The organism is Lysinibacillus sp. GW823-FHT06C08 (assembly GCF_058795135.1).
Map to the genome: position 1 here is coordinate 176,672 of NZ_JBXAHN010000002.1, position 25,151 is coordinate 201,822.

General features: G+C 34.3%; 23 protein-coding genes. 17 read left to right on the forward strand and 6 right to left on the reverse strand.

Annotated elements, in window-relative coordinates; genetic code table 11:
* Positions 1 to 41: 41 nt before the first annotated feature.
* Complete coding sequence (locus AC1Q6O_RS08560; protein ID WP_090001721.1) at positions 42 to 584, forward strand: histidine phosphatase family protein; 543 nt, start codon at positions 42 to 44, stop codon at positions 582 to 584.
* A gap of 152 nt (positions 585 to 736) precedes the next feature.
* Here the strand turns inward: AC1Q6O_RS08560 and AC1Q6O_RS08565 are convergent, their stop codons facing one another.
* Positions 737 to 1,369, reverse strand: coding sequence for a Crp/Fnr family transcriptional regulator (locus AC1Q6O_RS08565; protein WP_090001665.1), 633 nt, complete (start codon positions 1,367 to 1,369; stop codon positions 737 to 739).
* Between the two features lie 93 nt (positions 1,370 to 1,462).
* On the opposite strand from AC1Q6O_RS08565, the gene AC1Q6O_RS08570 reads away from it, so the two are divergent.
* The 9 genes from AC1Q6O_RS08570 to AC1Q6O_RS08610 all read left to right on the forward strand — a co-directional run bounded on the left by AC1Q6O_RS08570 (position 1,463) and on the right by AC1Q6O_RS08610 (position 10,603).
* A complete protein-coding gene (locus tag AC1Q6O_RS08570; protein WP_171364776.1) occupies positions 1,463 to 2,416 on the forward strand; it encodes a nucleoside hydrolase in 954 nt (317 codons plus the stop codon).
* A gap of 17 nt (positions 2,417 to 2,433) precedes the next feature.
* On the forward strand, positions 2,434 to 3,318 hold the full coding sequence (locus AC1Q6O_RS08575) for a ribokinase (RefSeq protein WP_008175073.1): 885 nt from the start codon (positions 2,434 to 2,436) through the stop codon (positions 3,316 to 3,318).
* 288 nt (positions 3,319 to 3,606) lie between these two features.
* Positions 3,607 to 4,155, forward strand: coding sequence for a helix-turn-helix domain-containing protein (locus tag AC1Q6O_RS08580; RefSeq protein ID WP_008175072.1), 549 nt, complete (start codon positions 3,607 to 3,609; stop codon positions 4,153 to 4,155).
* Positions 4,156 to 4,293: 138 nt separating this feature from the next.
* Positions 4,294 to 5,550 carry a hydroxymethylglutaryl-CoA reductase, degradative gene (locus AC1Q6O_RS08585; RefSeq protein WP_090001719.1) on the forward strand — a complete coding sequence of 419 codons (1,257 nt, stop codon included), beginning with the start codon at positions 4,294 to 4,296 and terminating at the stop codon, positions 5,548 to 5,550.
* Positions 5,543 to 5,992 (forward strand): hypothetical protein, encoded by a 450-nt coding sequence (locus AC1Q6O_RS08590; protein ID WP_239355063.1) that lies wholly within the window; start codon positions 5,543 to 5,545, stop codon positions 5,990 to 5,992. Before AC1Q6O_RS08585 ends, AC1Q6O_RS08590 begins: the two co-directional genes overlap by 8 nt.
* Positions 5,989 to 7,344 carry a tripartite tricarboxylate transporter permease gene (locus tag AC1Q6O_RS08595; RefSeq protein WP_008175065.1) on the forward strand — a complete coding sequence of 452 codons (1,356 nt, stop codon included), beginning with the start codon at positions 5,989 to 5,991 and terminating at the stop codon, positions 7,342 to 7,344. Before AC1Q6O_RS08590 ends, AC1Q6O_RS08595 begins: the two co-directional genes overlap by 4 nt.
* A 19-nt stretch (positions 7,345 to 7,363) precedes the next feature.
* Positions 7,364 to 8,260, forward strand: coding sequence for a hydroxymethylglutaryl-CoA lyase (locus AC1Q6O_RS08600; protein ID WP_089984658.1), 897 nt, complete (start codon positions 7,364 to 7,366; stop codon positions 8,258 to 8,260).
* Between the two features lie 272 nt (positions 8,261 to 8,532).
* A complete protein-coding gene (locus AC1Q6O_RS08605; RefSeq protein WP_008175062.1) occupies positions 8,533 to 9,111 on the forward strand; it encodes a TetR/AcrR family transcriptional regulator in 579 nt (192 codons plus the stop codon).
* Between the two features lie 70 nt (positions 9,112 to 9,181).
* The gene (locus AC1Q6O_RS08610) at positions 9,182 to 10,603 is read left to right on the forward strand and encodes an MDR family MFS transporter (protein WP_090001661.1); all 1,422 of its coding nucleotides are present in this window, start codon (positions 9,182 to 9,184) and stop codon (positions 10,601 to 10,603) included.
* A 494-nt stretch (positions 10,604 to 11,097) separates the two neighbouring features.
* On the opposite strand, the gene AC1Q6O_RS08615 is transcribed toward AC1Q6O_RS08610, so the two are convergent.
* Positions 11,098 to 11,994, reverse strand: coding sequence for a DMT family transporter (locus AC1Q6O_RS08615; protein ID WP_089984654.1), 897 nt, complete (start codon positions 11,992 to 11,994; stop codon positions 11,098 to 11,100).
* Positions 11,995 to 12,099: 105 nt separating this feature from the next.
* Here AC1Q6O_RS08615 and AC1Q6O_RS08620 point away from each other — a divergent pair, with 105 nt between their 5' ends.
* On the forward strand, positions 12,100 to 12,975 hold the full coding sequence (locus tag AC1Q6O_RS08620) for a LysR family transcriptional regulator (protein ID WP_139150584.1): 876 nt from the start codon (positions 12,100 to 12,102) through the stop codon (positions 12,973 to 12,975).
* A 1,083-nt stretch (positions 12,976 to 14,058) separates the two neighbouring features.
* Here AC1Q6O_RS08620 and AC1Q6O_RS08625 read toward each other — a convergent pair.
* From AC1Q6O_RS08625 to AC1Q6O_RS08635, 3 genes are read right to left on the reverse strand one after another with little or no spacing between them, the layout of a single operon-like run.
* Positions 14,059 to 15,162: a hypothetical protein gene (locus tag AC1Q6O_RS08625; protein ID WP_089984649.1), complete on the reverse strand. Its 1,104-nt coding sequence runs from the start codon at positions 15,160 to 15,162 to the stop codon at positions 14,059 to 14,061.
* Positions 15,159 to 16,616: a HAMP domain-containing sensor histidine kinase gene (locus tag AC1Q6O_RS08630; RefSeq protein ID WP_008175053.1), complete on the reverse strand. Its 1,458-nt coding sequence runs from the start codon at positions 16,614 to 16,616 to the stop codon at positions 15,159 to 15,161. The genes AC1Q6O_RS08625 and AC1Q6O_RS08630 overlap by 4 nt, the downstream gene beginning before the upstream one ends.
* Before the next feature lie 3 nt (positions 16,617 to 16,619).
* The gene (locus tag AC1Q6O_RS08635) at positions 16,620 to 17,315 is read right to left on the reverse strand and encodes a winged helix-turn-helix domain-containing protein (RefSeq protein WP_008175050.1); all 696 of its coding nucleotides are present in this window, start codon (positions 17,313 to 17,315) and stop codon (positions 16,620 to 16,622) included.
* A gap of 192 nt (positions 17,316 to 17,507) precedes the next feature.
* Here AC1Q6O_RS08635 and AC1Q6O_RS08640 point away from each other — a divergent pair, with 192 nt between their 5' ends.
* The 5 genes from AC1Q6O_RS08640 (at position 17,508) to AC1Q6O_RS08660 (ending at position 23,224) form a co-directional block, all read left to right on the forward strand.
* Positions 17,508 to 18,689 (forward strand): DUF418 domain-containing protein, encoded by a 1,182-nt coding sequence (locus AC1Q6O_RS08640; protein ID WP_090001659.1) that lies wholly within the window; start codon positions 17,508 to 17,510, stop codon positions 18,687 to 18,689.
* A 443-nt stretch (positions 18,690 to 19,132) separates the two neighbouring features.
* Complete coding sequence (locus AC1Q6O_RS08645; RefSeq protein WP_008175042.1) at positions 19,133 to 20,908, forward strand: acyltransferase family protein; 1,776 nt, start codon at positions 19,133 to 19,135, stop codon at positions 20,906 to 20,908.
* A gap of 42 nt (positions 20,909 to 20,950) precedes the next feature.
* A complete protein-coding gene (locus AC1Q6O_RS08650; protein WP_174804736.1) occupies positions 20,951 to 21,643 on the forward strand; it encodes an SGNH/GDSL hydrolase family protein in 693 nt (230 codons plus the stop codon).
* A 57-nt stretch (positions 21,644 to 21,700) separates the two neighbouring features.
* A complete protein-coding gene (locus AC1Q6O_RS08655) occupies positions 21,701 to 22,618 on the forward strand; it encodes an LCP family glycopolymer transferase (RefSeq protein WP_008175040.1) in 918 nt (305 codons plus the stop codon).
* 216 nt (positions 22,619 to 22,834) lie between these two features.
* A complete protein-coding gene (locus AC1Q6O_RS08660; RefSeq protein ID WP_089984643.1) occupies positions 22,835 to 23,224 on the forward strand; it encodes a hypothetical protein in 390 nt (129 codons plus the stop codon).
* A gap of 415 nt (positions 23,225 to 23,639) precedes the next feature.
* On the opposite strand, the gene AC1Q6O_RS08665 is transcribed toward AC1Q6O_RS08660, so the two are convergent.
* On the reverse strand, positions 23,640 to 23,777 hold the full coding sequence (locus tag AC1Q6O_RS08665; protein ID WP_175487824.1) for a hypothetical protein: 138 nt from the start codon (positions 23,775 to 23,777) through the stop codon (positions 23,640 to 23,642).
* Between the two features lie 449 nt (positions 23,778 to 24,226).
* On the opposite strand from AC1Q6O_RS08665, the gene AC1Q6O_RS08670 reads away from it, so the two are divergent.
* Positions 24,227 to 24,703 carry a CarD family transcriptional regulator gene (locus AC1Q6O_RS08670; RefSeq protein ID WP_239355065.1) on the forward strand — a complete coding sequence of 159 codons (477 nt, stop codon included), beginning with the start codon at positions 24,227 to 24,229 and terminating at the stop codon, positions 24,701 to 24,703.
* Positions 24,704 to 25,151: the final 448 nt, after the last annotated feature.

A 25,151-nucleotide genomic window follows, 5' to 3' on the forward strand; every position in this document is an offset into this window, starting at 1 on the left:
GATTAGTGGCATTTGTTAAGGGGAAAACGACGTTTATTTATATGGTGAGGCACGGTGAATCTCCGTATGAGGGAATTGACCGAACAAGAGGGTTAACTGTGAACGGCCAATTAAGTGCTCAAAGTATAGCTGATGTGTTAAGGGGTGAGGGAATTGATACTATAATATCCAGTCCATATACTCGGTCCATTTTAACTGTTGAGCCATTAGCTAAACAACTGAGTCAAGAAGTTATCGTTTGTGAAGAATTAAAAGAGCGAATTTTTTCATCAGAAGAAAAGCGATTACCTGATAATGAGTTATTTCCGCTATTAGAGAAATCCTTCTTGGACCCCAATTTAGCATTAGAGGGTGGAGAATCGAATAACGAGTGTCAAAAAAGAGCTGTTAAAGTTTTAAAAGAGCTATTAAATACCTATGAGGGGCAAAAAGTAGTAATAGGAACTCACGCATTAGTCATGACCTTGATGATGGGATACTATCATGAAGCGTACAATTTAGATTTTTTGCTACAAACAACCAAGCCCGATATATACAAAATGGAATTTAACCGACAGGAATTAGTAGGGGTGAAGAGGCTCTAAGAATGTAGTAAGGACGGTTAATACATGTTTCCTTAGGTAATGGACCAAATTAGATGAAGCAAAAAAAAGTCGGTATCCTGAGCGCACAGGAAACTGACTTTTTTATGTGCTGGAATAATCTACTGTTGCCAAATGAAAACAAATCGAAAACTTTATAAAAAATGTTTAAGGTGTTTTTCTAGTTCTTCTATTGAATGAATAGAGAATTTTTTATTTTTATAATGTATAAGGCCCTCATTGATGCACTGACTGATTGAACGATTTAAGCTTCTAATGGGGGCACAGACCTCTCTTGATAAAATTTGCTTTGTAAGATGACCTAAATCACCGATTTTATAATGATTATGTATGCTTAATAAAATACGGTCTTTAACAGTTAGTAATGATAATTTTGCTGTAGTATCTGAGCTTAATGTTAACTTGGAGGCAAGTTGTTTCACGATATAAACATTAAAATTAAAATCGATTTTCATCCATTCATACACCTTTGTTTTATGGATAGCTATCGTTTCACAATTTTGTTTCGCGATTACACCGAGTGTTTTCATCTTTTCATTAAAAATTTCTATTTCCCCAAAACAACTATATGCATCATAAATATAAAGCGACAGCATCGCTCCCTCATAGCTTTGTCTATACACTTCTGCCGTTCCTGTAGTTAGGATATAAAGATAATTATTTTGTTCATGTGGGTGAATGATAGGGCTGCCTTTTGTATGTTTTCTATAAATAAATTCTTTCTTAATAGGCGCTGGTGCATCATTCACAATAGCTTGAAAATCCATATATTCACCATCTTTTTAGTTTTGGTCATTTGACCTTTTTTCATTATAGATGGAATTATATAATCAGAGCAAATATGAATGGGAGGTCTTGTTATGAGGAAATTAATTATTGATACAGATACTGGAAGTGATGATGCAGTAGCCTTAATGATGGCATTAAAATCAACTAATCTAAAAGTAGAGGCGATCACCACTGTTTGTGGCAATGTCCCGATTGAATTAGCGACAAAAAATGCACTAATGACCATTGAGGTCGCGAATGGTCAAAAGCCACCGCTTTATGTTGGAGCAGCCAAGCCACTTATGCGGGATTTAGTTACAGCTGTGAATGTTCATGGTGAAGATGGAATGGGCGATTGTCATTTAATACATCCCACACTTTTGCCAGAAAGCAAGCATGCCGTCGATGCGATCCTTGAATTGATTGAAAATAACCCTGGTGAAATCGAAATTGTAACGATTGGTCCCGTTACAAATATTGCCCTTGCTATATTGAAAGCACCAGAGACAATGAAAAAGGTCAAGCATATTTACACAATGGGTACTTCTGGCTTTGGCCCTGGAAATACTACACCTGTTGCTGAATTTAATGTGTATGTAGATGCAGAGGCCTATAGTATTATGCTCAATTCTGGTATACCTACTACCATCATTGGATTTGATGTATGTTTAGGCGAAGCAGCATGGAATAAGGAAGATATGGATGTATTACTGGCAAGCGGTAAAGAAGAGGCTGTGTTCTCTGTTCAATGTAACCGTTCCTTGCTTGCGTATAATTTAGAAAGAAGTAATGAACATATTGTTGATTTACCAGATGCCGTTGCAATGGGTGTTGTATTATGGAATGAAATCGTTGTGGAGGACAAATTATGCTATTGCTATGTGTGTACGACAGAAGCTGCTGCCTATGGTCAAGTAATCTTAAATGACGGTAGTAAACTTGCCATTTCGGATGGATTTGCCGGGCACACGCCTAATGCCACAGTTTGTAAGACTATTGACAATGCATTATTCAAGAAACGTCTAATAGAATTATTGATAAGTTAATTGAATGGGGTGGGTAGATGAAATTTTTGAATTTCGGATCATTAAATATTGATAAGGTTTATACATTACCTCACTTTGTGAAAGAAGGTGAAACATTATCTTCGGACAGCTTTGAACAATATCCCGGTGGAAAAGGATTAAACCAATCCATAGCTCTTTCAAAATCGGGCGCTCAAGTGTTTCATGCAGGTAAAATTGGAAAAGATGGTCTATTTCTCAAACAAAAATTAACCGCAGAAGGAATTAATGTTGAGGGAATAGTTGAGGATGGTTTAATTACAGGGCATGCCATTATCCAAGTGACGCCGACAGGTGAGAATTGTATCTTCCTTTATGGTGGAGCGAATAAAGAAATAACGGTCGAACAAATTGATCAAGTGCTAGAGGACTTCAATGCGGATGATTTCCTCGTTCTTCAAAACGAAATAAACAGTCTAGATTATCTAATCAATGCGGCATATAGGAAGGGTTTAACCATTGCGTTAAATCCTTCTCCAATAAGTGATACGATGAAGGATTTAGACCTTTCGAAAATTGATTTTTTACTACTAAATGAGATCGAGGGACAAGCCATTAGTGGAGAAACATCACCTAACAAAATACTCGATCATTTACTATCAAACAATAGTAATTTAAAAATTGTGTTGACCTTAGGTACAAATGGCGTCGTGTATAGAGACAAAATTCAAGAACACAAGCAAGAAATCTATAAAGTCAAAGTGAAGGATACGACGGCAGCAGGGGATACTTTTTTAGGCTATTTCCTTAGTATGATTTCTCAAAAAGCAGACATTACATCCGCACTAAATATAGCCTCAAAGGCTGCTTCCCTTGCAGTATCTAGAAAAGGTTCCTCTTCCTCTATCCCGCTTTTGGCAGAGGTACTTGGTAAAGATGCCTAATAGATAGGAAAATTGCCGATATTTCATCATGGCTATGACTCCGTTCTTTTTGGGTTCTTTTTACAAACTTTTACGTTGTTTAGCTGATTCACAAAACAGGGCGCAATGCATGGACAGACTGCTAATAAATCTATCTCATAAAACATAGTAAAGGGTGTGTAGTGAACAACATTACACACCCTCATCATTTCAAGACCTCAAATAGCTACTTTCCGTATTTTCTATCCTACATTTAAAAATATAGTATAGTTATGTAAAAAGCCTAACTGATCGAAGGGACTGGAATGAATGAACTTACTAGAAGTTGGAGTAAAAATAAAGCAGATGCGAAAGAAAAATAAAATGTCTCAGGATGATTTAGCTTCGCAGATCAATTTAACGAAAAGTCATATTTCAAAAATAGAAAATGGCAAAGCGACACCAAGCCTGGTGACATTGTCCAAAATTGCGGAAATATTTGATGTGCCTATGGCTTGGTTTGTTATCCAGGATCAATTTGATGGCATTTCTATTGTTTCGAAAAAAGAGCGCAATGAGACGGTTGAAACGAATCAGCTCGGTTATCAATACGAGCTGTTAGCGAATAAGAGCTATATGAGCAATATCAATCCTTCAATTGTCACTGTACATAATGGGGCAGAAAATTTAGCCCTTTATACACATGAAAATGATGAATTCATTTACATCATTTCAGGTAGTATCATCTTGAAATACGATAATAAGTTTTACCATTTAGAAGAAGGTGACTCGGCGTATTTTTCAGGAAAAAAAGAACATATCTTTATTAACAACTCTTCGGAAAACTCAAAAGTATTAACAATTTATGTGGAGGATTAAATCTATCTTTTAAACGTAAATATGATCGAAAATACAATTTTCTTGTTTACAATACTATTCAGACAATTTACAATTGGTGTAATGCTATTCAACTTAGTTGAATTGTATTACACTTTTTATATTTTTGGGGGTATGGGGATGACTTCACGAATTAAAGGATTTTATTTACTTTCAGTGGAAGAGCGAGTTAAGTTAATCGCTGAAAAATCAAAGTTAACAAACGAGGAAGTTGAAGCTTTAAACAGTGGAATTTCATTAGAGCTTGCAGATGCAATGGTTGAAAATGTTATTGGACACATTTCAATTCCTTTAGGGGTAGCAGCCAATTTTAAAGTAAATGGTAAAGAGGTATTTATTCCAATGGCTACGGAAGAACCGTCTGTGATTGCTGCAGCTAGTAATGCTGCACGTGCAGCATATGAGTTAGGCGGAATTTTTACTTCCAGCTCAGGAACAGTTATGCGCGGACAGATTCAAGTATTAAATATTGATGACCCTCATGCAGCAAGGGCGAAAATTTTTGAACATAAAGATGAAATCATCGAACACTGTAATGCAAAAGATCCGACGTTAGTAAAGCTGGGCGGCGGAGTAAAGGATGTAGAGGTGCACTTAATCGACACAGCAAAAGAAACAATGGTTGTTGTGCATTTAATCGTAGATACGAAGGATGCGATGGGGGCAAATGCTGTAAATACGATGGCAGAATCTGTGTCACCATTAATCGAACGGATTACAAATGGACGAGTTGTGCTCAGAATAATTTCAAATTTAGCAGATAAGCGTATTGTTCGTGCTCGTGGTGAATTCTCGACAGAAATGCTCGGGGGGATAGCGATCGCGAAAAATATTGTAAGTGCTTACGAATTTGCAGATTCTGATCCGTACCGTGCTGCTACACATAATAAAGGAGTTATGAATGGTATTACTGCTGCAGTATTAGCATCGGGTAACGATACACGTGCTGTTGAGGCAGGCGCTCATGCCTATGCTGCCCGTTCTGGCAGATATCGTTCTTTAACGACTTGGGAGCTGAATAAAGCAGGCAATCTTGTTGGTACATTGGAATTACCGTTAGCTGTTGGTATTGTGGGAGGGGCTACAAAGACTCATCCTGTTGCAAAAGCCGCGCTAAAAATTATGGATGTGCAATCTGCAGAGGAACTAGCCAGCTATATTGCCGCGGTAGGATTAGTAGAAAACCTAGCGAGCTTACGAGCACTTTCCGCAGAAGGTATTCAATCAGGTCATATGCGTCTGCATGCCAAAAACTTGGCTGTAATGGCTGGAGCAACAGGCGATATTATTGACCGTGTTGTGCAGCAGGCAGTTGAAGAGAAAGATTTCCGTTATGATCGTGTTTTAGAGATTACAAATTCTCTGCGAGGTGAGTAACTTGGCGAATACTCCATTTAATGAGCAAAAAAATGTAGATGAAAAAAAGTTTATCGAAATTCTAGGTGACACGGTTTCTGGTAATCAGTTAATCATTTCAATTATTTTAAGCGTTGCAGCCAGCTTTTTGGGCTATCAATTAGGCCAGTGGGTATTTCCGAAGTTTGCAGACCCTCAAATGATTAACTCCTACTCACTATTAACAGGAATTGCAGGTATTCTAATAGTTGTCGTTATCAATACCATTCTATTTAAACCAAAGCGTATTTTAGTAGAGGATGAAACATCTAGTCATTCTTTAAAGGAAGCGTTTGAAGATTTACAAATTGATATCGATGAGGAAATACGCTTAATTGAGGAAGACCCTGTGACAAAAAAAGAGCTCGAGGAATTTGGTATTCTTTCTAGCTTACAAGGCTTGAAGGGAGCGGATAAAAAATGAGTATATATTTAATTGCTCTGCTATTTGCTCTTCTAGGTGCAGCTATCTTCACTGTCATTGGTCTTATCTCAGGTACAGATGAAACTGCAATTATGGTACCCATTACATTGCTAGTTATTTTACTGGGAGCGCCTCCTGAAGGTGTGTTCGCATTCTTCATGGCGGGGGTGTTAGCTAAGCATTTAACACATGCTGTACCAACTGCGTTATTAGGTATTCCTGGTGACACAACGGCTGTACCGTTAATCGACCATGCAAATACATTACGCCGTTTAGGCATGCCGCATGTTGCACTACGTAAAATGATTTCAGGCGGTGTCATCGGTGCATTTATCGCCTTACCAACTGCCGTCCTATTAGGTCAGTTTTTAGGTCAATTTGCCGACTTCTTTAAATCTTCGTCAGGCATTATTTTTACACTTGCCGCTATTTTAATCGCGTTCTTTTCAAAAGGGAAATGGGCAAGTCTTTTAATCATTATTCCATTTGCGTTTTTCATTAAGGCTCTAGATAGCGTTAGCTTTGCAATGCTTGATAAACATTTAAGTATTACATTCTTTTTAGGGATCGCCATTGGGCCAATGTTTAGTAATATTCTAATGGCAGCATCTCCTGTTGCTAAAAATGATTTAACGCGCAGTAAGCAAAATCAATATAATCTTGCACCTGAAACGAAATCATGGAAAGGATATTTTCCGAATCCATTTAAAATTTTATCGAAAAGACAGACGATTTTCACGAGCATTACAACGTTTCTTTCTTCCTTAACATTTGTCTTTAGTCCTGTAGGGATGACGTCTTTAATGGGAGAAATTGTAGGCTCTCGCACAAAAGGTGCCTATAAAAAATCAACAACGAGTCTTACTGTCATGAATGGAGTAACGGAATCGACATATATCGCTGAAGCTATTATTCCATTAATTGCATTCGGTATTCCGTTAAGCCCAGTAGCACTTGGACCAGCATCACCTTTATTTAATGCACCACCGATTTTTACTGTGGATCCGGTAAACAACCTACACACATTAATGTCTTCATGGGACTTTTTCATTTTCGGGTTAATTGGTATTAGTGTGGCGGCTTTAATTGCTTATCCGTTTGCGATGAATTATGCACGTAAAGCGTCTGTATTAGTATTAAAATATATTAGCCAGGAAGCAATCGTAGCCATGTTCATAGGATTAGCATTCTTGCTTGCCTATAACGAGGCACAATTGTTAGGGGTAGTTCTAACATTTACAGTCGCAACGGTTGGTGGTTTATTAAATCGTATTTTAGGTGTAGGTGCCGGCGTGCAATTCATGGTATTCTACGCATCAAGCTGGATTATGCTGCAGCTATTCGGCATTTAGTTAAAGGAGGTGTATCTTTATGACTTTACCAAAAAAAGTGGAAATAAGAGAGGTCGGCCCGCGTGACGGCTTACAAAATGAGAATTTATTTATTCCTACTGATTTGAAAGTACAATGGATTAACTTAATCAGTGAAACAGGTGTCCGCCATATCGAAGTATCCTCGTTCGTTAGTCCAAAATGGATACCAGCCTTGGCCGATCATCATGAAGTGTTCGAGAAAATCACACGTAATGAAAAAATAACGTATGCAGCGCTTGTCCCTAACTTAAAAGGGATAGAAGGGGCCATTCAACAAAAAGTTGATGAAATTGCATTATTTATTTCTGCCTCTGAGGAGCATAATCAAAGTAATTTGAATGCTTCCATAGACCAATCTTTGCATAACCTAAAGGCTGTAGCTGAAGCAGCAAATCGTGAAGGTATAGCGTTAAGAGGCTATATTTCAACTGTATTTGGCAGTCCGTTTGGGGACGAGGTAAAAATTCAAACCGTCAAGAGAATAATTGATGCCTATATAGAAATGGGCGTTTCTGAGATTTCGCTGGGCGATACAATCGGTGTAGCAGACCCTGTACAGGTGAAGGCTATTTTAACAGAGCTGCTCACGCAATACGACAGTAATCTGTTTGCCCTTCATTTTCATGATACGTATGGCCGCGCTTTAGCCAATATATTTACTGCTCTTGAACTCGGAATCACTAAATACGACAGTGCTATTGGTGGCTTGGGTGGGTGCCCTTATGCCCCAGGTGCAAGCGGCAATGTCTCAACGAATGATTTAGTGAATTTCCTACATCGCTTAGGCATTCAAACAACTATTGATGAAGACAAATTATTTACCGCAACTCAATTTTTACAACAGGCAATGAACAGACAGCCTGATAGTAAAGTTTATAAAGTGCAAAGTAAATAGGAAAGAGAATATGGGAATCAATCAGCGCCCCCAATTGTTAGTTATATGCTAATAGTTGGGGGCGCTGTTTTTTAGGAAGAATCTAAAATACGAACATAACGACAAAGAAGCTATTTTGAACCATATTTACAGACAACCATTTTAAACTAAGCGTTCTAAATTTTGATAATCGTTTACGTAGTGAAAAAGTAAAGATTTTAGATTGACAACATAAAAAAATGTATTTACAATTATCTAGACCGTTCGTTATAATTTTGAAGGAGGCAAGATATATGTCTAGTAAAGAAACATCCCGAGAGAAAATCTTAGAAGCAGCAACCTTGCTTTTTCATTTGAAAGGTTATCACGCTACGGGGTTAAGTGAAATACTTAAAGAGAGCGGAGCGCCTAAAGGTTCGTTATATTATCATTTCCCTAATGGTAAGGAGCAATTAGCAATTGAAGCGATTAATTTATCTGCAAAGACGATTTCAACAGCTATCAAAGAAAATTTAGCCGTTTACGATGACCCAGTCGAAGCATTTCAATATCATATCGGAAATATTGCTGAACATTTTAGAGACATAGAACGCAAAACACAATTTAAAAACGTCCCACTCGGATTGCTCGCGATGGAAACCGTATTTGTCAATGAGAATCTACGACAGGCTTGTGAAGAAACCTTTACAATGTGGGAAAATCTTTATTACGATAAATTAAGAATAAGTGGCTATAACGAAGATCGCGCGTATTTAATTAGTGAAACAATTAGTGCCTTAATTGAAGGGGGCGTTACGTTATGTTTTACAAAAAAATCGTGTGAGCCATTACATCATGTTAACAAGATGATCCCTTTACTACTGTCCCAGTAAAAAGGGACTTATTCATCGTAAATTTATATAGACCGGTCTAATTATTGCTAGGGAAGAAAGGAAGTAATTTATGTCTTCATCCAATCAAGTTGTACCAGTACGTAGCCCTAAAGGTATGGCTTTTGTACTAATGTTTGCTGCATTTATCGGGCTATTTAGTGAGACGGCCTTGAATATGGCACTGACTAACATTATGTCAGATTTTAGTGTGTCAGCAGCGACTGCCCAGTGGCTTACGACGGGCTATCTATTAACAATTGGTATTCTCGTACCTGTTTCATCACTACTCATTCAATGGTTTACAACAAAACAACTAGTAGTCGGTTCGTTAATCTTCTCTATTGTAGGAACCATTTTAGCTGCAGCAGCACCTAGTTTTGCAGTTTTACTAGTTGGTCGTATCGTTCAAGCTCTTGGAACGGGAATTATTTTACCATTAATGATGAATGTAATTTTACTAATTTTTCCGATCTATAAACGTGGAGCTGTGATGGGATTAATGGGACTTGTCATTACAACAGCACCTGCAGTTGGTCCTGTTTTAGCTGGTCTTATTGTTGATTCGTTGAATTGGGCTTATATTTTCTGGATTAGTCTTATCTTTTATGTAGCTTTAGTAATTATCGGGCTTAAACAGATTGATAACGTATCAACTATTACAAAACCTGCGATTGATTTGTTTTCTGTCCTGTTATCCACGCTTGGATTTGGCGGTTTAATGTATAGTTTAAGTAATATTGCGGAGAAATCATTTAACTCTGTTTCGGTATATATGCCTTTTATTGTAGGTGCGGTATCCATTATATTATTTAGTATTCGTCAAATGAAAATGAAACAACCAATGATTAACTTGAGAGTGTTTAAATTTCCTATGTTTACATTAGGAACGCTGTTATTATTCAGCGGCATGCTCCTCATATTATCATCAGCCATTCTATTACCAATGTATCTTAAAGCATCTTTACTATTTAGTGCCACAGTAGCTGGGATGATTCTTTTACCTGGTAGTGCAATGAATGCTTTTTGTTCTCCTTTTGTAGGAAAGTTATTTGATAAATATGGCGCAAAGAAATTTTTGCCACTTGGGTATCTTTTAGCGGTTATTTCAAGCTTACTTTTTGTCTTTACGATTTCTGTAGATACACCAATTTGGCAAGTAATTTTGGCACATACCATCTTTTTCATCGGTGTTTCAATGATTATTATGCCTGCGCAAACAAATGGATTAAACCAATTACCACGCAAATTATATGGTGATGGAGCCGCAGTCATGAGTACATTACAACAAATTGCTGGTGGTATCGGAACAGCGTTGGCAATTACATTATTGGTAAATGGCCAAACATTGCATATGGAGAAATTTCCAAACGCTACACCAGGTGAATTAATGGCGGAAGGAACAAAGCATGCGTACATCTTTATCGTTGGCCTTTCAATCATCGGACTTATTTTATCATTCTTTGTGAAGCGAGTGCATGTGGAAAAAGATTAAGTAGTTTTTACAAAGCAAATTTAAAATTGTTTCCTAAATCAAAGCTTGGGCCGACACTAAAAAGTCACGGACGCTGGTATATCAACGTTTCGTGATTTTTCTAATGGACATTGTTTAAACAGTTTTTTATACAAAGGTATATAAACATAGCTACAATAATACTTTTCAAGATTTTGCTGAAAAAACTATATGCTATCTGAATAAAACGTGTATCAATAGTCAATCTATTTACGTAAATTTGCATTTTTAATCGTTCCTAAACTTTCAGGGGCATTAGGATCTACAATAATGGGGCGGATTGTGGAGCAACACAGGTAGAAAATAATCAAACTTTTTTATAAAAGCCTAACTTAAAACTGCTAAAGAAAAATCTCTTTTGATCAAACTTTTTTCAAAAGGGATTCTTCTTTTTTATTATTAAATAAGGGATTGTGCAAGTTGTTTTTGTTAACTTTATTTCAAAGCAATACCTCTTTATATTCTTAAAATGATATTTATGCTGATGAAACAGAAGTCTTCTCTTTAGGCTTTATATTAACAAGCACAATACTAAGTACGACTATGATCATTCCTACGAAAAGATTAATTGTAACTGCTTCATGTAGAAAGAAAGAACTCACTAAAATAGAGATAACAGGGATTAAAAAAGTATATGTTGATACTTTGCTTGCCTCCCCGGAACTAACTAATGTAAAGAAAGCAAGCCAACCAAATGCAATTACAAATATAGAAATAAATAATAAGGATAGAGTAAACTGTATGTTCCATGATATAGAAGACCAACTTTCCGTTCCCGTTCCTAACGCAAGTAGGAACAGTCCCCCAATTATAATATGAAGTGTAGTTAGCCAAGTTCCATCAACTTTTTGAGCTGTTCTTTTCATAAACACTGTACCGAACGCCCAACTAACAGCAGTACATAAAGCAAGAAGAACGCCGATAATCGAAATATGTCCTGCTAATCCTCCTAAACAAATGACACCCACACCTGCAAAACCTAAAATTAACCCAGCAAATTTAAGAAAATGCATGGATTCCCCAAGCCAAATCCATGAGAATATACCCATTAAAACTGGTTGGAGATAAACAATTGATGTAAAAAGTCCTGCAGGTAAGTAATTTAAACCAACTGTTTGTAGACCGTAAAATAAAATAATATTGAAGAATGCTGATACAAAGTAAATAGGCCATGTTTCTTTAAAACGAAGCATTTTATATCTTGGAATAGCAATTATAAGTAAGATAAGTCCCCCTATAAATAATCGCAGTCCAGAAAATAATAGGGGAGATGAATAATTTAAGGAAAATTTAGCCAGTGGCCAATGTATCCCCCATATGATGACTAGAAAAGTAAGAAGAAAAAAGTTTTTCACTTTTATATGGTTGTTCATTTAACATAACGCCTCCTTGGTATGATTACATCATTTATGATACTATACTTATATAGTATAAATAAAATCAATTATTTTAATAGGAGGTATAAGTATTTACTTATGATGACGATATCACAATTACAGGTGTTAGCTACAGCAATAGACACGGGGAGTTTTACAAAAGCAGCGCATACTTTACATATGACTCAGCCAGCTGTTAGTCATGCCATATTGAGTTTAGAAGCAGAATTAGGAGTTACCATACTGTTGAGGGATCGAAAAAAGGGATTAATTCTAACAGATGTAGGAGAACGTATATTATTCCATATTAAGGAAGTGTTGAATCATGTAGACAAAATTGAGCAGGAAGTAGCTGCGGAAAAGGGATTTGAGGTTGGAACTATACGAATTGGAAGCTTTTCGAGTGCTTCTAAGTTTTTGACTAAAATCATAAAGATTTTTCAACAAAAATATCCTTCTTTAAAGATTGTCATTTACGAAGGCACTTTAGATGAAATCGAAACATGGCTATCTACTAGAGTCATCGATGTAGGATTCATCACCCTTCCCAGAAAAGAGATGGATGTTATACCAATTGCCACGGACAAGATGGTTGTCGTTTTATCAAAGACTCACCCGTTGTCCGATAAAGAATTTATTCATATTAATGATTTGGATAATAAACCAATCATATTATGCGGAGGAGGATTTGAACTACCAATTATCAGTATATTTAAAAAGAGTAAAGTCAAGTTAAAGGCGGAATTTACTGTTTCCCATATAAATACAATGTTGGAGATGATCCAAGAAGGACTAGGAATAGCAATCGTTCATAAGCTTACCATAGTGCATTTACCAGATGACCTTTGCATAAAAAATTTAGAACCTAAATATAGCAGAGAAATTGCTCTAGCAGTACCCTCAATTAAAAAGGCTTCTATTTCAGTAAAGTTGTTAATTGATGAGATGCAAAATTTAGTTGAAACTTTTGATGAGTAAAGTCAATTATAAGGTTAGGGTACCGCCACATTGCTATCAAGCTATCAAAACAAAATACTCCCTAAAATGAAATAATACGCTATTCTTTCTGTAGAATCATTGGAAAGGATGAACCGACCTCCAATTGTTAGACAATAACTAACATTTAGGGGGCAGATTTTATATCGTTAAATTTACACTAGAAGATAAAAATTAATGTTATCGAATTTTATTTATTAGGAACGGAAACTTATGAAAGAATTGACGATCATAGCCGTCAATTCTTGCATCTCAACTAATGGAATAACGAGATTCTTTTTTCTTCTTTTAACTTTTTAAATTCTTCGTTCATAGCTTTAAAACAGTCGCAGAAGAAGCAGGGATAACAACAGCTATCCTTTACAACAAGTTACTATAAAACCTAAAGAGGGGACTTCCGTTTCAAAGGCTTTATTTTTAAATTAAAATATCATTTTATATGACGTGTATTGCAAGATAGCAGTTAGAAATTACCGAAAAATGCCTAAGGGGAAGGAGATTTTGGAAATGATTTGTGTCATTACAGGATTAGGAAGAAAGTTGTTTGCAGAACGGGCAAAGGAAGGATAATAAGCAAGTGAAAAAATACAATCATATTGTATGAGAAAAACCAAAAACTATGTTGCAATATCAATACTTAGTACGAGATTCCAACATTGATTGTTTTTTTGGTTCATTTGATATCATTTAGTTCTCTCTGGCATGAATCAAATGAACCTTTTTTAACATTTATAATTAATTTCATTTTCAATTTTTAATTCAAAACAAGATTGATTGTTCTAATCTGTTTATTTGATTGTCCTCGTTTTGTTCCTACTACCATGTAAGAAATGTTTCTTCAAATTTTGTGGAAGTTCAACTATAAAGAATAGCCAATCATTTCACAATACTGAGTGTGAATAAGTCTCCCATACATATTTCTTACCTTAATTGTACAAAAAATAGGTTATGCAAAAAGTTTGATGAGTATACGATGATCATTGAAAATGTATATTCGGTATTAATAATTCATTAACCCTTTAAATTCTTCTACAGTTAAAGGTTTAGTATTTTTAATACATTTAACTAAAAATCAATAATAAATACTTGTTCTTCTGTTTGAAGAATTTGAGAAATTTTTCTACCTTGTAAAAGTAAGCTTTGATTATCAAGGCTCCAATAGAGTTCATAGGGTGTTAACCCTTGATAAATGGTTTCTACATTGAGTATATTTTTACCTTGAAATCTTCCTATATAAACATTATCTTCATCACTCAGAGAATAGGCGATTTTCTTTTGATCATTTGAAAATTCATATATACTTACTTTTTCTAATAAGATGGCAAGATCACCATTACGGCTATCATATTCGTATAATGTTTCATCTTTACCAAGGAATACAAATTGATAATTATTTAACCAAGTAGTTTTACTTCCATTTGTTTGATGTGTGTACTTAGTTTCTATTTTATTACTGTTTATCGTCACGAAAATAAGACTACTATCATTAGAAGGTTTAGATGGCGGAATTATAGTAAATAACAAATTTTTTCCATCATCTGAGATATTTACCCCTACGAAAGTTCCCTTATCTTTGAGTTCAACTAATTCGTATGTTTGAAGGCTGTTTAAAACTATATCAAATACACCAATAGTTGTTGGTTCATCAATCATTGAGCTAGAGCTAAGAAAACATAGAAATCTGCTGTTGTTAGACCAAGCTATATCTTGGAGGTAGATATTCTGGTTAGACTTAAGTGGTATCTCAATTTTTTCTTTTCCATCTTTTACAGAGATAAGCTTTAATGAAGGACCATATGATGACAATCTAGTTTGAGCAATCATTTTACCATCTGGTGACATATATAAGTTAAAAATGTTGTTATTCATTTTCTGCAAAACTTCAGGTTTTTCATATGGGGAAGATAATCGTTGTAGATGAGATAATCCCTCTTCTTTAAAGATTCCAATGACTGATTTATTATCAGACCAACCCAGTAATTTACTAGCCGGTGGAAGACGATAAATGGATTTAACTTTAAAAGATTTATTCATCTGATCCATGGGAGGCTGCTCCGAATTGTCTGAAATTATAATGGTTTCTGTACGCTTTCCTATATTACAACCTGTCATAATTAAGGTAAGGGAAAATAGTACGGCTGACCAATGTAACCAATGTTTTTTCTTCATAATAAATTTTCATCCTTCATGTATATCATTTCTACATATACTATGGTATTTTGATTTTCATTAAAGATACGTATAATCCCTTTATGATCCTCTACAATAGATTTTGCAATACTTAGACCTAATCCTACACTTCCTTCCTCTGCTTTTTCTTGATTTATTGAAAAAAAGGGTTGAAATAGGTTGGTGAATTGTTCCTGTTCAATGTGATTACTAGGATTCATGAATTTTAAAATTATTTTTTCTTTTACAAGTTCTGCACTAATATTTATTTGTGAAAAAGGTGAACTGTATTTTATAGCATTATCTAATAGGTTAATAAAAAGTTGGCGAATTCGATTGTCATCACCATAAACATACAAATCCTCTTGAATGTCGCTATTTATACTTTTTTTGTAACGTTCAGCTCGAAACGACATAGAATCACAAACATCTTTTAAAATTTCACTAGTATCTACTTTTTCGAATGGATATTCTCTCGTTGTGCCTTTAGATATTTCAAGAAGTTTAACTACCATATTGTGGAGTCTCCGACTTTCCTCAATAATGTGTTTCATACCTTTTTTAAAAAAACTTCTATCAGATTCTCCTTTTTGCTCTATAATTTCTGCATATCCGAGAATGGAAGTAAGAGGAGTTTTAAGCTCATGAGTAATATTGTCAAAAAATAGCTTTTCCTTCTTGTTTAACTCTTTTAAACGATCACGGTCACTTTCTATTGTAGATATTTGACTATTAATTCGTTTGATCATATCATTGAAATTCATTGCCAATTCACCTATTTCATCTTTTCTTTTAAAATGAATATTAACATTAAGATTTCCTTTTTTAACCTGATTAGATGCATGTGTTAATTCAACGAGGGGAATAGTGATATGTCTTGAAAGAATATATGAAAAAAGAAATGCTACAGTAAAAATAACCACGGCTATATAAAAAATAATATCTAAAATCCTTTTACTTTGATTATAAAGAAGGCTAAAATCTTTCGAAAAACGTAAAATTCCAACCTCTGATCCATCAATTACAACAGGGTAAGAGAAAAGAACCTTGGCTTTATTTTGATAGTAGGAGATATGATAAGCAGTTTTTCCCTTAATAGCTTGTTGAAGATCAGTATCTATTTTTTCTAAAAAGGATTTTTTATCAGAAGAATATAATAACGAACCATCTAAACTATAAACACTTACATTACTACCTGTAGAAAAGTTTAAGTCGTGTACCATTTCTTCTGCCATTTCACCAAAATAAAGCTTGTTATTTTTATAATGATTAATTAAAAAAGATTGGCGAACATACACATTACTGTTTTTTTTTAACTCAACTAAATCAGAAGTTATAATCTTCTCGTTATTAGTCCAAGTTACTTCTTTTACAGTGTAATTAAGTACTAGAAAAGATAAAAAAAAGATGGCGAAAAAACCAAAAATAAATTTTGCTTTAATAGTTCTTAGCATCCTTTACTTCACCTGCTTTTCAAATTTATAGCCAATTCCAAATACTGTGGTAATAATGTCTCCTGCATCAAGTTTTTTTCTAAGACGCTGAATATGAGTATCAACAGTACGTGTATCACCAACAAAATCATACCCCCATACCAAATCGAGCAACTCTGATCGAGTAAAGATTTTACCCTTTTGTCCTATTAGAGTCATTAATAAATCATATTCCTTGGGAGTAAGCTCTATATTTATATCATCTTTTATTACCAGCCTTTCTTCTGGTAGAATTAAAATATTTTTAAATCTAATATCTTGGCTTTTTTCTTGCTTTTCCAAGCTATTCGTTTGATCTAATCTTCTAAAAATTGTTCTAATCCTAGCAACTACCTCACGCAAATCAAACGGCTTTGTGATATAGTCATCTGCTCCATATTCTAGCCCAATTACTTTATCGGTAATATCAGATTTAGCAGTTATCATCAAAATGGGAATATTGTAAGTGGTTGTTACTTGTTTACAAATATCCAACCCGCTACAATCGGGAAGCATCCAGTCAAGTAAAAGTAGATTAGGCTTGTATATTGCTATTGCACTTAATCCAGAAGATCCTGTTGTTTCAATGCGTGTATGAAAACCTTCCATCATTAAACCATATGACAGCAAATCAGCAATTGGTTCGTCATCTTCTATTATGAGAATTTTAGTTTTGTCCATGTAAATGTCCACCTTTTTTTATATCTATTTAAGTATAGTCCCATATCAAATTTAGTATTATCCAGTGTCTAGATGATACAAGAAGCTTTCAAAGAAAGCCAATACAAAGTTGTTTTGTGACATTTTGTTTACATATTGATTAATCTTTAGAGACAATTGAGAGTTATATTTGGCTATGGTTATAGCCCCAATATGGAAAAGGAGGAATGTTTATTGTTAATCGAAAATGAAACTCCTGATGGTTCTAAAAGGAGCTCAGGTGGTCTCGGTCGTTTGGTCGCTCTTGATGTTGCGCGTGGATTGGCAGTCTTAGGAATGTATGTGCAACACTTTGCTTTGAATGAAAAGAATGCAGCAATCGTTTCAGGAAATACAACTTTACTATTTGTACTTTGTGGTGGTATTTCTTATTCTCTCATGGCACAGGGAATGAGGGATAAAGGTATAGAAAAAACTGCTTTTAGGTCACGCATGCTAGCACGGGCGGTTTTTATCGATCTTATTGGGTATACTCTCATTATGTTAAATACACCGTTTGGGGTGATATTACCCGCTTATGCAGCGCTTTTTGTACTTGCTTTACCCCTGGTGTATCGTTCGACTCGTGTGCTTGTTACAACAGCAATTTGTTTAATCTTGTTAGGACCACCAGTAATGGTACTTGGAGGAAGTTTGTTTTCTGAAGCTTTTCTTCTGTATGATATTGCCGGGGGTCCAATGTCAGCTTTAGCACTTTCCTCTGTTTTTGTGGCAGGAATGGCTATTGGTCGTCTTGATCTTACTAGTACACATACTGCTCTTTCATTGGCAGGTAGTGGTTCAATTATGCTTATAATTAGTATTATGTTGTCTAAATTTGTACTTCCTGATTTAAGTCAAACCTTTGAAAATTGGCTTATAAGTGTTCAAGGGGTAAACAGTATTGAACTAGACCCGTACGCAATCTGGCCATATAATGTGGAACCACCAATGTGGCACAGTCTACTTTTAACAAGTTCACATAGTGCATCCTCTTTCCAGACGTTGATGGGTCTTGGGGCAGCATTTTTTGCTCTTGGAATAGTTTGTATCATATCCAAAAAAATTTCTAAATTAGTGATTCCTTTCGCCTTAGTTGGACGTATGGCGTTGACGATGTATGCAATTCAGTTTGTTGTGGTATGGGGTATTCAACTAGCTGGCGGTAATTTTAGTCTAGGTGAAATACCATTTGGAGACATGTTAATCGTTATAATAGCATTGGTGGTAGGGTGGTTATTATCTTGCCTTCCTAAAGGTCCACTAGAGGCATCCTTGCGACATTTTGATAGTTTTTTTACCCTACGCAATCAAACCGAAAGGTGCATTAGCAATCACTTGAAAGAAAAAATATAGTATTTATTGCCACAAATAAAGGTTTATTAAAAGGTATAGCAATATACATGAAATAGAAATTAAAAATACACCTCAAAAAAAATCATACATTTAAAATAAAGCGATGGGACAGTCTTTTTAAACAAGACTGTCCCATCGCTTTTAATATAAAAACTCGATAAATAAAAAACAAACTAAATCTATGTAATACATTTCATCACAAAATTCTTTGTACGACAAATTTTAGTGTGTTCGTATGATACCACAAAATTTTAAACTTCCATTTTAGTTTCACATATATCAAATTTAGCTTTTTTATTGTTGTGACAATTTGTTTACAAGTATGTTAAACTTCTGCGATATTCAAACCTTATATTAAAGATGTGGCGTTTGAATGAGAGCAAAAAGGATTTTGATGCCACTGTTCAACCTTCAATAAATAGAGTAAGGACTGAAGTAACAACATGAATAAAATCCAAAATCAAAAAAATAAACACTATATGCCAGGTCTTGATGGTCTTAGAGCTATATCAGTTCTTGCAGTCATAGCATATCATTTAAACCTTAAGTGGGCACAAGGAGGTCTCCTTGGGGTAGGGATTTTTTTTGTTATCTCTGGTTATCTCATTACTGATCAAATTATCAACGAGTGGAAAGGGAAACAAAGATTTAATCTGCTAAATTTCTGGATACGAAGATTTAGGAGGCTCCTTCCAGCTATGCTATGGATGCTATTCTGTGTAGGAACATGGCTTTTAATATTTGATTTAGATAGATTACTTTCATTAAAGGGTCATTTTGTATCAGCTTTATTTTATGTGAATAATTGGTGGTTAATTTTTAACAAAGTTTCTTATTTTGAAAGTTTCGGTCCTCCTTCACCTATTGGACATTTGTGGTCTCTCTCCATAGAAGAACAATTTTACTTTATTTGGCCACTTTTTCTAGTTATCGGATTAACAATAGTTAAACGCAGAAGCGATCTTATCAAATGGATTTTAATAGCTGCAGCTTTATCAGCTATATCAATGGGATGGATTTATGAACCTGGCACTGATCCAAGTAGAGTTTACTATGGTACTGATACTAGAGCATTTGGCTTACTTATTGGTGCAACTCTGGCTTTTATTTGGCCAAGTAAACAATTAAAACAAAGAGATCAAGTTCCATATCAAGCACGACTAATTTTAGACGTAATAGGAGTAGTAAGTTTATTAATAACTCTCATATTAATGGTTTGTACCAACAAATTTAATGAATCACTTTATCCATGGGGATTTGTATTTTTAAGTTTTATTACTGCAATTTTAGTTGCGGTCCTTGCACATCCTGCAAGCATTATTGGAACAATGTTGGGATGTAAACCTTTACGCTGGATAGGGGTTAGGTCATATAGCTTATACTTATGGCATTTTCCAATCATTATTTTATCAAATACAACCAACAAAGAATTTAGTATTACACACATCACAATTCAACTAGTTTTTAGCTTTATTTTGGCATCTTTATCTTACAAGTATATAGAGGAACCCTTTAGGCGAAGAAATTCTAAAGAAAATCCACGTAGCAAATGGCGCTTAAGAAGATATTATATGCGTGCGATATACTTGGCAAGCATTCTTTATAGCTTATTTTTTCTTATTATATTTAGAGTGTATATCACCCAAATTGAATCTAAAGCCACGGCTAATGAAGAGGAAATACTTTATGTAGAGGAAAAAATTGACACTAAGGAAGAAAAGAATGTTTCAAAAAATTTTGTTTATCAGGATGGGGCTGGGATTACAGTCATAGGGGATTCGGTTATTGTTGGTGTTGCTCCTTATCTGGAAGAGTTACTTCCGGGAATCTTGATTGATGGAAAAGTTAGTCGTCAAATGAGTCAAGTGGAAGAAATTATCAAACAGCTACAAACAGAAGGGAGATTAGGCGAAAAGATTATTATTGAGCTGGGAACAAATGGTCCCTTTAATTCAAATCAATTACGTAATTTACTTTCATCACTTCATGATAAGCAAGTTTTTATTGTAAATACACGTGTCCCTAAAGATTGGCAGGATAATGTGAACAAAGTGATTTCAGAGGTTGCTATTGAGTTCCAAAACACGACTATTATCGATTGGTATGCAGCTAGTGAAGGAAAAGAAAATTATTTTTATGAGGATGGAGTGCATTTGAAACCAAAAGGTGCTGAATACTATGCTTCTATAATACTAGAAGCAGTTAAGGAAAATATTTAGGAGAGTTTTTAAATTATATTCACATTAAGAGAGGAAAGTATTATGTATAAATTAAAAGAGAAGAAACAAACAAAAGGTAAAAAGAAACTAATCCTTGTACTAGCACTATTGCTCATTTCCATTGGCATTGTTAGTTATGGTATGAATAAAACCGTTCCGACAAATAAATCCATAGAAGAAGTAAAAGCAACTCACATTGAGGAGATTCATGACAAGGTGGAAGTGGAGGGGAAGACGGAAGTTTCAAAAAATGTTAATACTCAAGATGTGACAGGGGTTACTGTTATTGGGGATTCGGTCATTGTTGGTGTCGCTCCTTATTTAGAAGAGTTACTTCCAGGAATCTTAGTTGATGGAAAAGTTGGTCGTCAAATGATACAGGGGGAAGAAACTATTAAACAGCTACAAACAGAAGGGAAATTAGGTGGGAAAATTGTTATAGAGCTTGGGACAAATGGCCCCTTTACTTCAAACCAATTACGTAATTTACTTTCCTTACTTAGCGATAAGCAAATTTACCTTATAAATACACGTGTCCCTAAAGAATGGGAGGAAACTGTAAACAATACGATTTCAGAGGTTGCTCCTGAGTTTAAAAACGCAACTATTATTGATTGGTATGCAGCTAGTGAAGGAAAAGAAAATTACTTTTATCAGGATGGAGTACATTTGAAACCAGAAGGTGCTGAATTCTATGCTTCTTTGATTCTAGAAACAATAAATGAAAATAATTAATGATGTATGTTTTCAAAGATTACTTACACTAAGTAAATAGTAAGGACAGTGAAGTATATGTATAAATTAAAAGAGAAGAAAAAATTGAATATCAGAAAGATAATAATACTTGTGCTAACTCTATTTATTATTTTTGCTGGTTTAGTTAGTTATGGGATCTATAGAACTGTAGCACAATCAGTTGACCATATTTATAAACCTTTGAATAAAGACAAGGATAATGATAAACAACAGCAAAATAAAACTAATATAGAAAATTTAAAACCCCTCTCATTTTTACTACTAGGGGTGGATGAGCGACCAAATGATGTTGGTCGTTCTGATTCTATGATAGTAGTTACTGTTAATCCTAAATCAGAAATATCAACAATGGTAAGCATTCCACGTGATACGAGAGTTTATAATCCTATGAAAAATTCTTATAGTAAAATAAATGCGGCTTATGCTTATGGTGGAGTGGAAGGGACAGTCCAGGCTGTTGAACAATTTTTAAATATTCCTATTGACTATTACATTAAGGTTAATATGGAAGGTTTTAGGGATATTGTTGATGCGGTTGGTGGAGTGACAGTAAATAATAAATTTGCTTTCACTCTTGAAGATGTGTTTATACCTGAGGGAAAACAACAAATAAATGGTCATGTTGCTCTTAAATATGTTCGAATGCGGAAAGAAGATCCTCTTGGAGATTTCGGTAGGCAAACAAGGCAAAGAGAAGTGATAAGTAAAATTATTGAAAAGGGTACTGAATTTTCTTCATTGGTAAAATATCCGAAAATATTAAAAATATTAGAAAAAAATGTACAAACAAACTTAAAACTAGAACAACTAATTGATATTCAAAAAGCATATAAATCTGCTGCTCAAATAATAAAGCAAATAGAGATCAAGGGTGAGGGAAAGACAATAGATGGTATTTGGTACTACATTGTAAATGATGATACAAGGTTAGAGATTTCAGATGAGTTAATGTAAAATATTTGAAGTGGCATATAAAAACAACGTGTAAATATCTCAACAACTACTTTAGAAGTGAGACAAAATGTGTAAAAAAAGAATCTTCTACCGAAAACGGATTTGGAGAAAAAAGCTCTAGAATCTGGAGAAATCCCCAAAAAAGATTGGTGCCGAACTTGCTAATGTTATTTAAAAATCTTTAGAAGATGCGTAAAAGATAGGTTGGTATAAGTTATGACTGAAGAGAAGAAAGAGGCTAAAAAACATCAAATTGATTATAACGTTATATATGTGCACGTCTACTCAACAGGTGAACAGTTAATATGTAGTTTTGATAAGCCCCATCCAACAATGGAACGACCAACGTTCAAGCAAGCTATGCGTGTAACACCTAATTACGTTGCATTTGCTGAAGAAGGCGATACACTTATATTTTCAGATATGACTATTATAATCAAAGAAAATTTGAAAAACGAAGGATTGGATGAAGACTTTCTTGATACATTAACAACAGCTGGGGATGCCTTTAAAGAATGGCGTAGACTGTTAAATAGGTTGGAGAGTAAAGAACGTTTACAATTCCTAAAAATGGTTTACAATGAAGGCTTTAAGAATTGTAAATAAAACAATGAAAAGATAAAGGTAAAAGAAAGAGAAGCGCAAACAACGGGAGTGTACTCACACTCCCAAAAAACTTTGTTTTTGATTTGGTAGGTGATTTCTACGAACTTTACAAATATTTAGCCTAGAAAAATATGCAGCTATATTAGTTGTCGCTTTGCTCTCCAAATTATTAATATTCTAAAAAAATATTTGAAGATGATGCTTTTGTAGAAAGAGTACATTCAGATATCGAGCCAATGTATTTTGCGTTAATATACATTGTAAAGAAAAATGAAAAACCCCAACAAAAGACTGCGTATAACAGGCTTTTGAGGGCTTTGTAGGGTACATATTACAAAATAAAAAAAATTAGTCCGTGAAACATTAAATAAATGGCAAAAATATTGATTTATCAACGTTTACACGGACTTTTACATTAATTAGCCCCACTGCTAGCCCCAGTTCCGCATTCCAAACTTCTACTGAAAACTTCCACTGCTTGTTCTTCTAACTCTTTCATTACATGGAAACCAGCTTTTAAAATCGTATCTCTAAATATTTTATGAATGGCCATGCAATAGGTTATTGAATTTATTTATAAATACAAATAACTGAATGTCAAGTTTGCCATGTTTCAATAAAATTTGTTTACACCATACTTGGTATTTTTTTAATAGATCAATTACAAGATCATCCACCTAAATTCTTCGATAACTATTTTTAGTTTTCGGGGTACGCGTACCAATATCATCACGTGTACGTTCTATTGTAATTATATTATTTAACCTCGTATAATTGAGTGTCGTCTATACTCTCATACGATAATTTTCCGCTAAAAAGTACTGTAGTTTGGTTTGAAAAATGAATTTAATAATATTCTTCTTGAACTAACAGTTAAAGGGATACAGAGTCCTCTTTCTGATTTTTAAATAAAAAGTATTTGACAAATAAAATATATTTATGATATTATTAAAAAATTTGATAATAAACAATTTATATGTTAAGGTTAAGAAGATTACCATATTGGAGGTGGATTATTTGTTCGAAATTGGCGATAACATTGTTTATCCAATGCACGGAGTAGGTATAATTAAAGCTATAGAAGAAAAGGAAATCTCAGGGGAAAAGCAACAGTATTATGTCATAAAAATGTTAATCGGTAATATGCAAATCATGATTCCTACAGGTAAAATATTGAGTTCTAGTATACGCCCTGTTACTGACATAATTGCATTAAAACACATCATAAACATTTTTCAACATGGAGAATCAGATAGATTACTGCCTTGGAAACAAAGGTATAAAGTGAACACGGACAAAATAAATACGGGTAAAATACAAGAATGTACTGAAGTTGTACGTGATTTAATTCGTATGAAGAAAGAACAAGGACTTAATTCAAGCGAAAAAAAAATGTTAGATAACGCATATGAATTTTTGATTAGTGAACTAGTATTAATTAAAGGGATTACTGTAAATCAAATAAAAAGTTTCTGTTAAGGTTAATTTAAGATAATGTATTACGTTTTGCGTAAATATTCTGAATTTTTAGGGAATATGTTTATTATTAAAAGTAAATCATTTTAAAGACATTCAACTTCTCCCACTCACCTTTAGAGCATTAACCTCTTTTGTTCTACAATTTCATCAATTTTTATTATTTAAATTTCTTTTACGAAGGTTTGAAGTTTTAAAAAATAACTTTATAAAATAGTCACCTGATTTTTGCAATCCTGATTCACACTGGCACGGACAAGGAGCCATAAGGATGAAAGAGAGGTAGGGGTTTCATTGTTTTAGGTATACAATATATTATTTAAGTCATTTTTTCTAGAAGAAAAAACAATCAATCTCACCTCTATACTTTAAGAATTTTTTACATCTACATAGACGGTCAGTGGATTTTTCTATGTATTTACATTTTATTTAAAAAATATTCTTCTTAAAA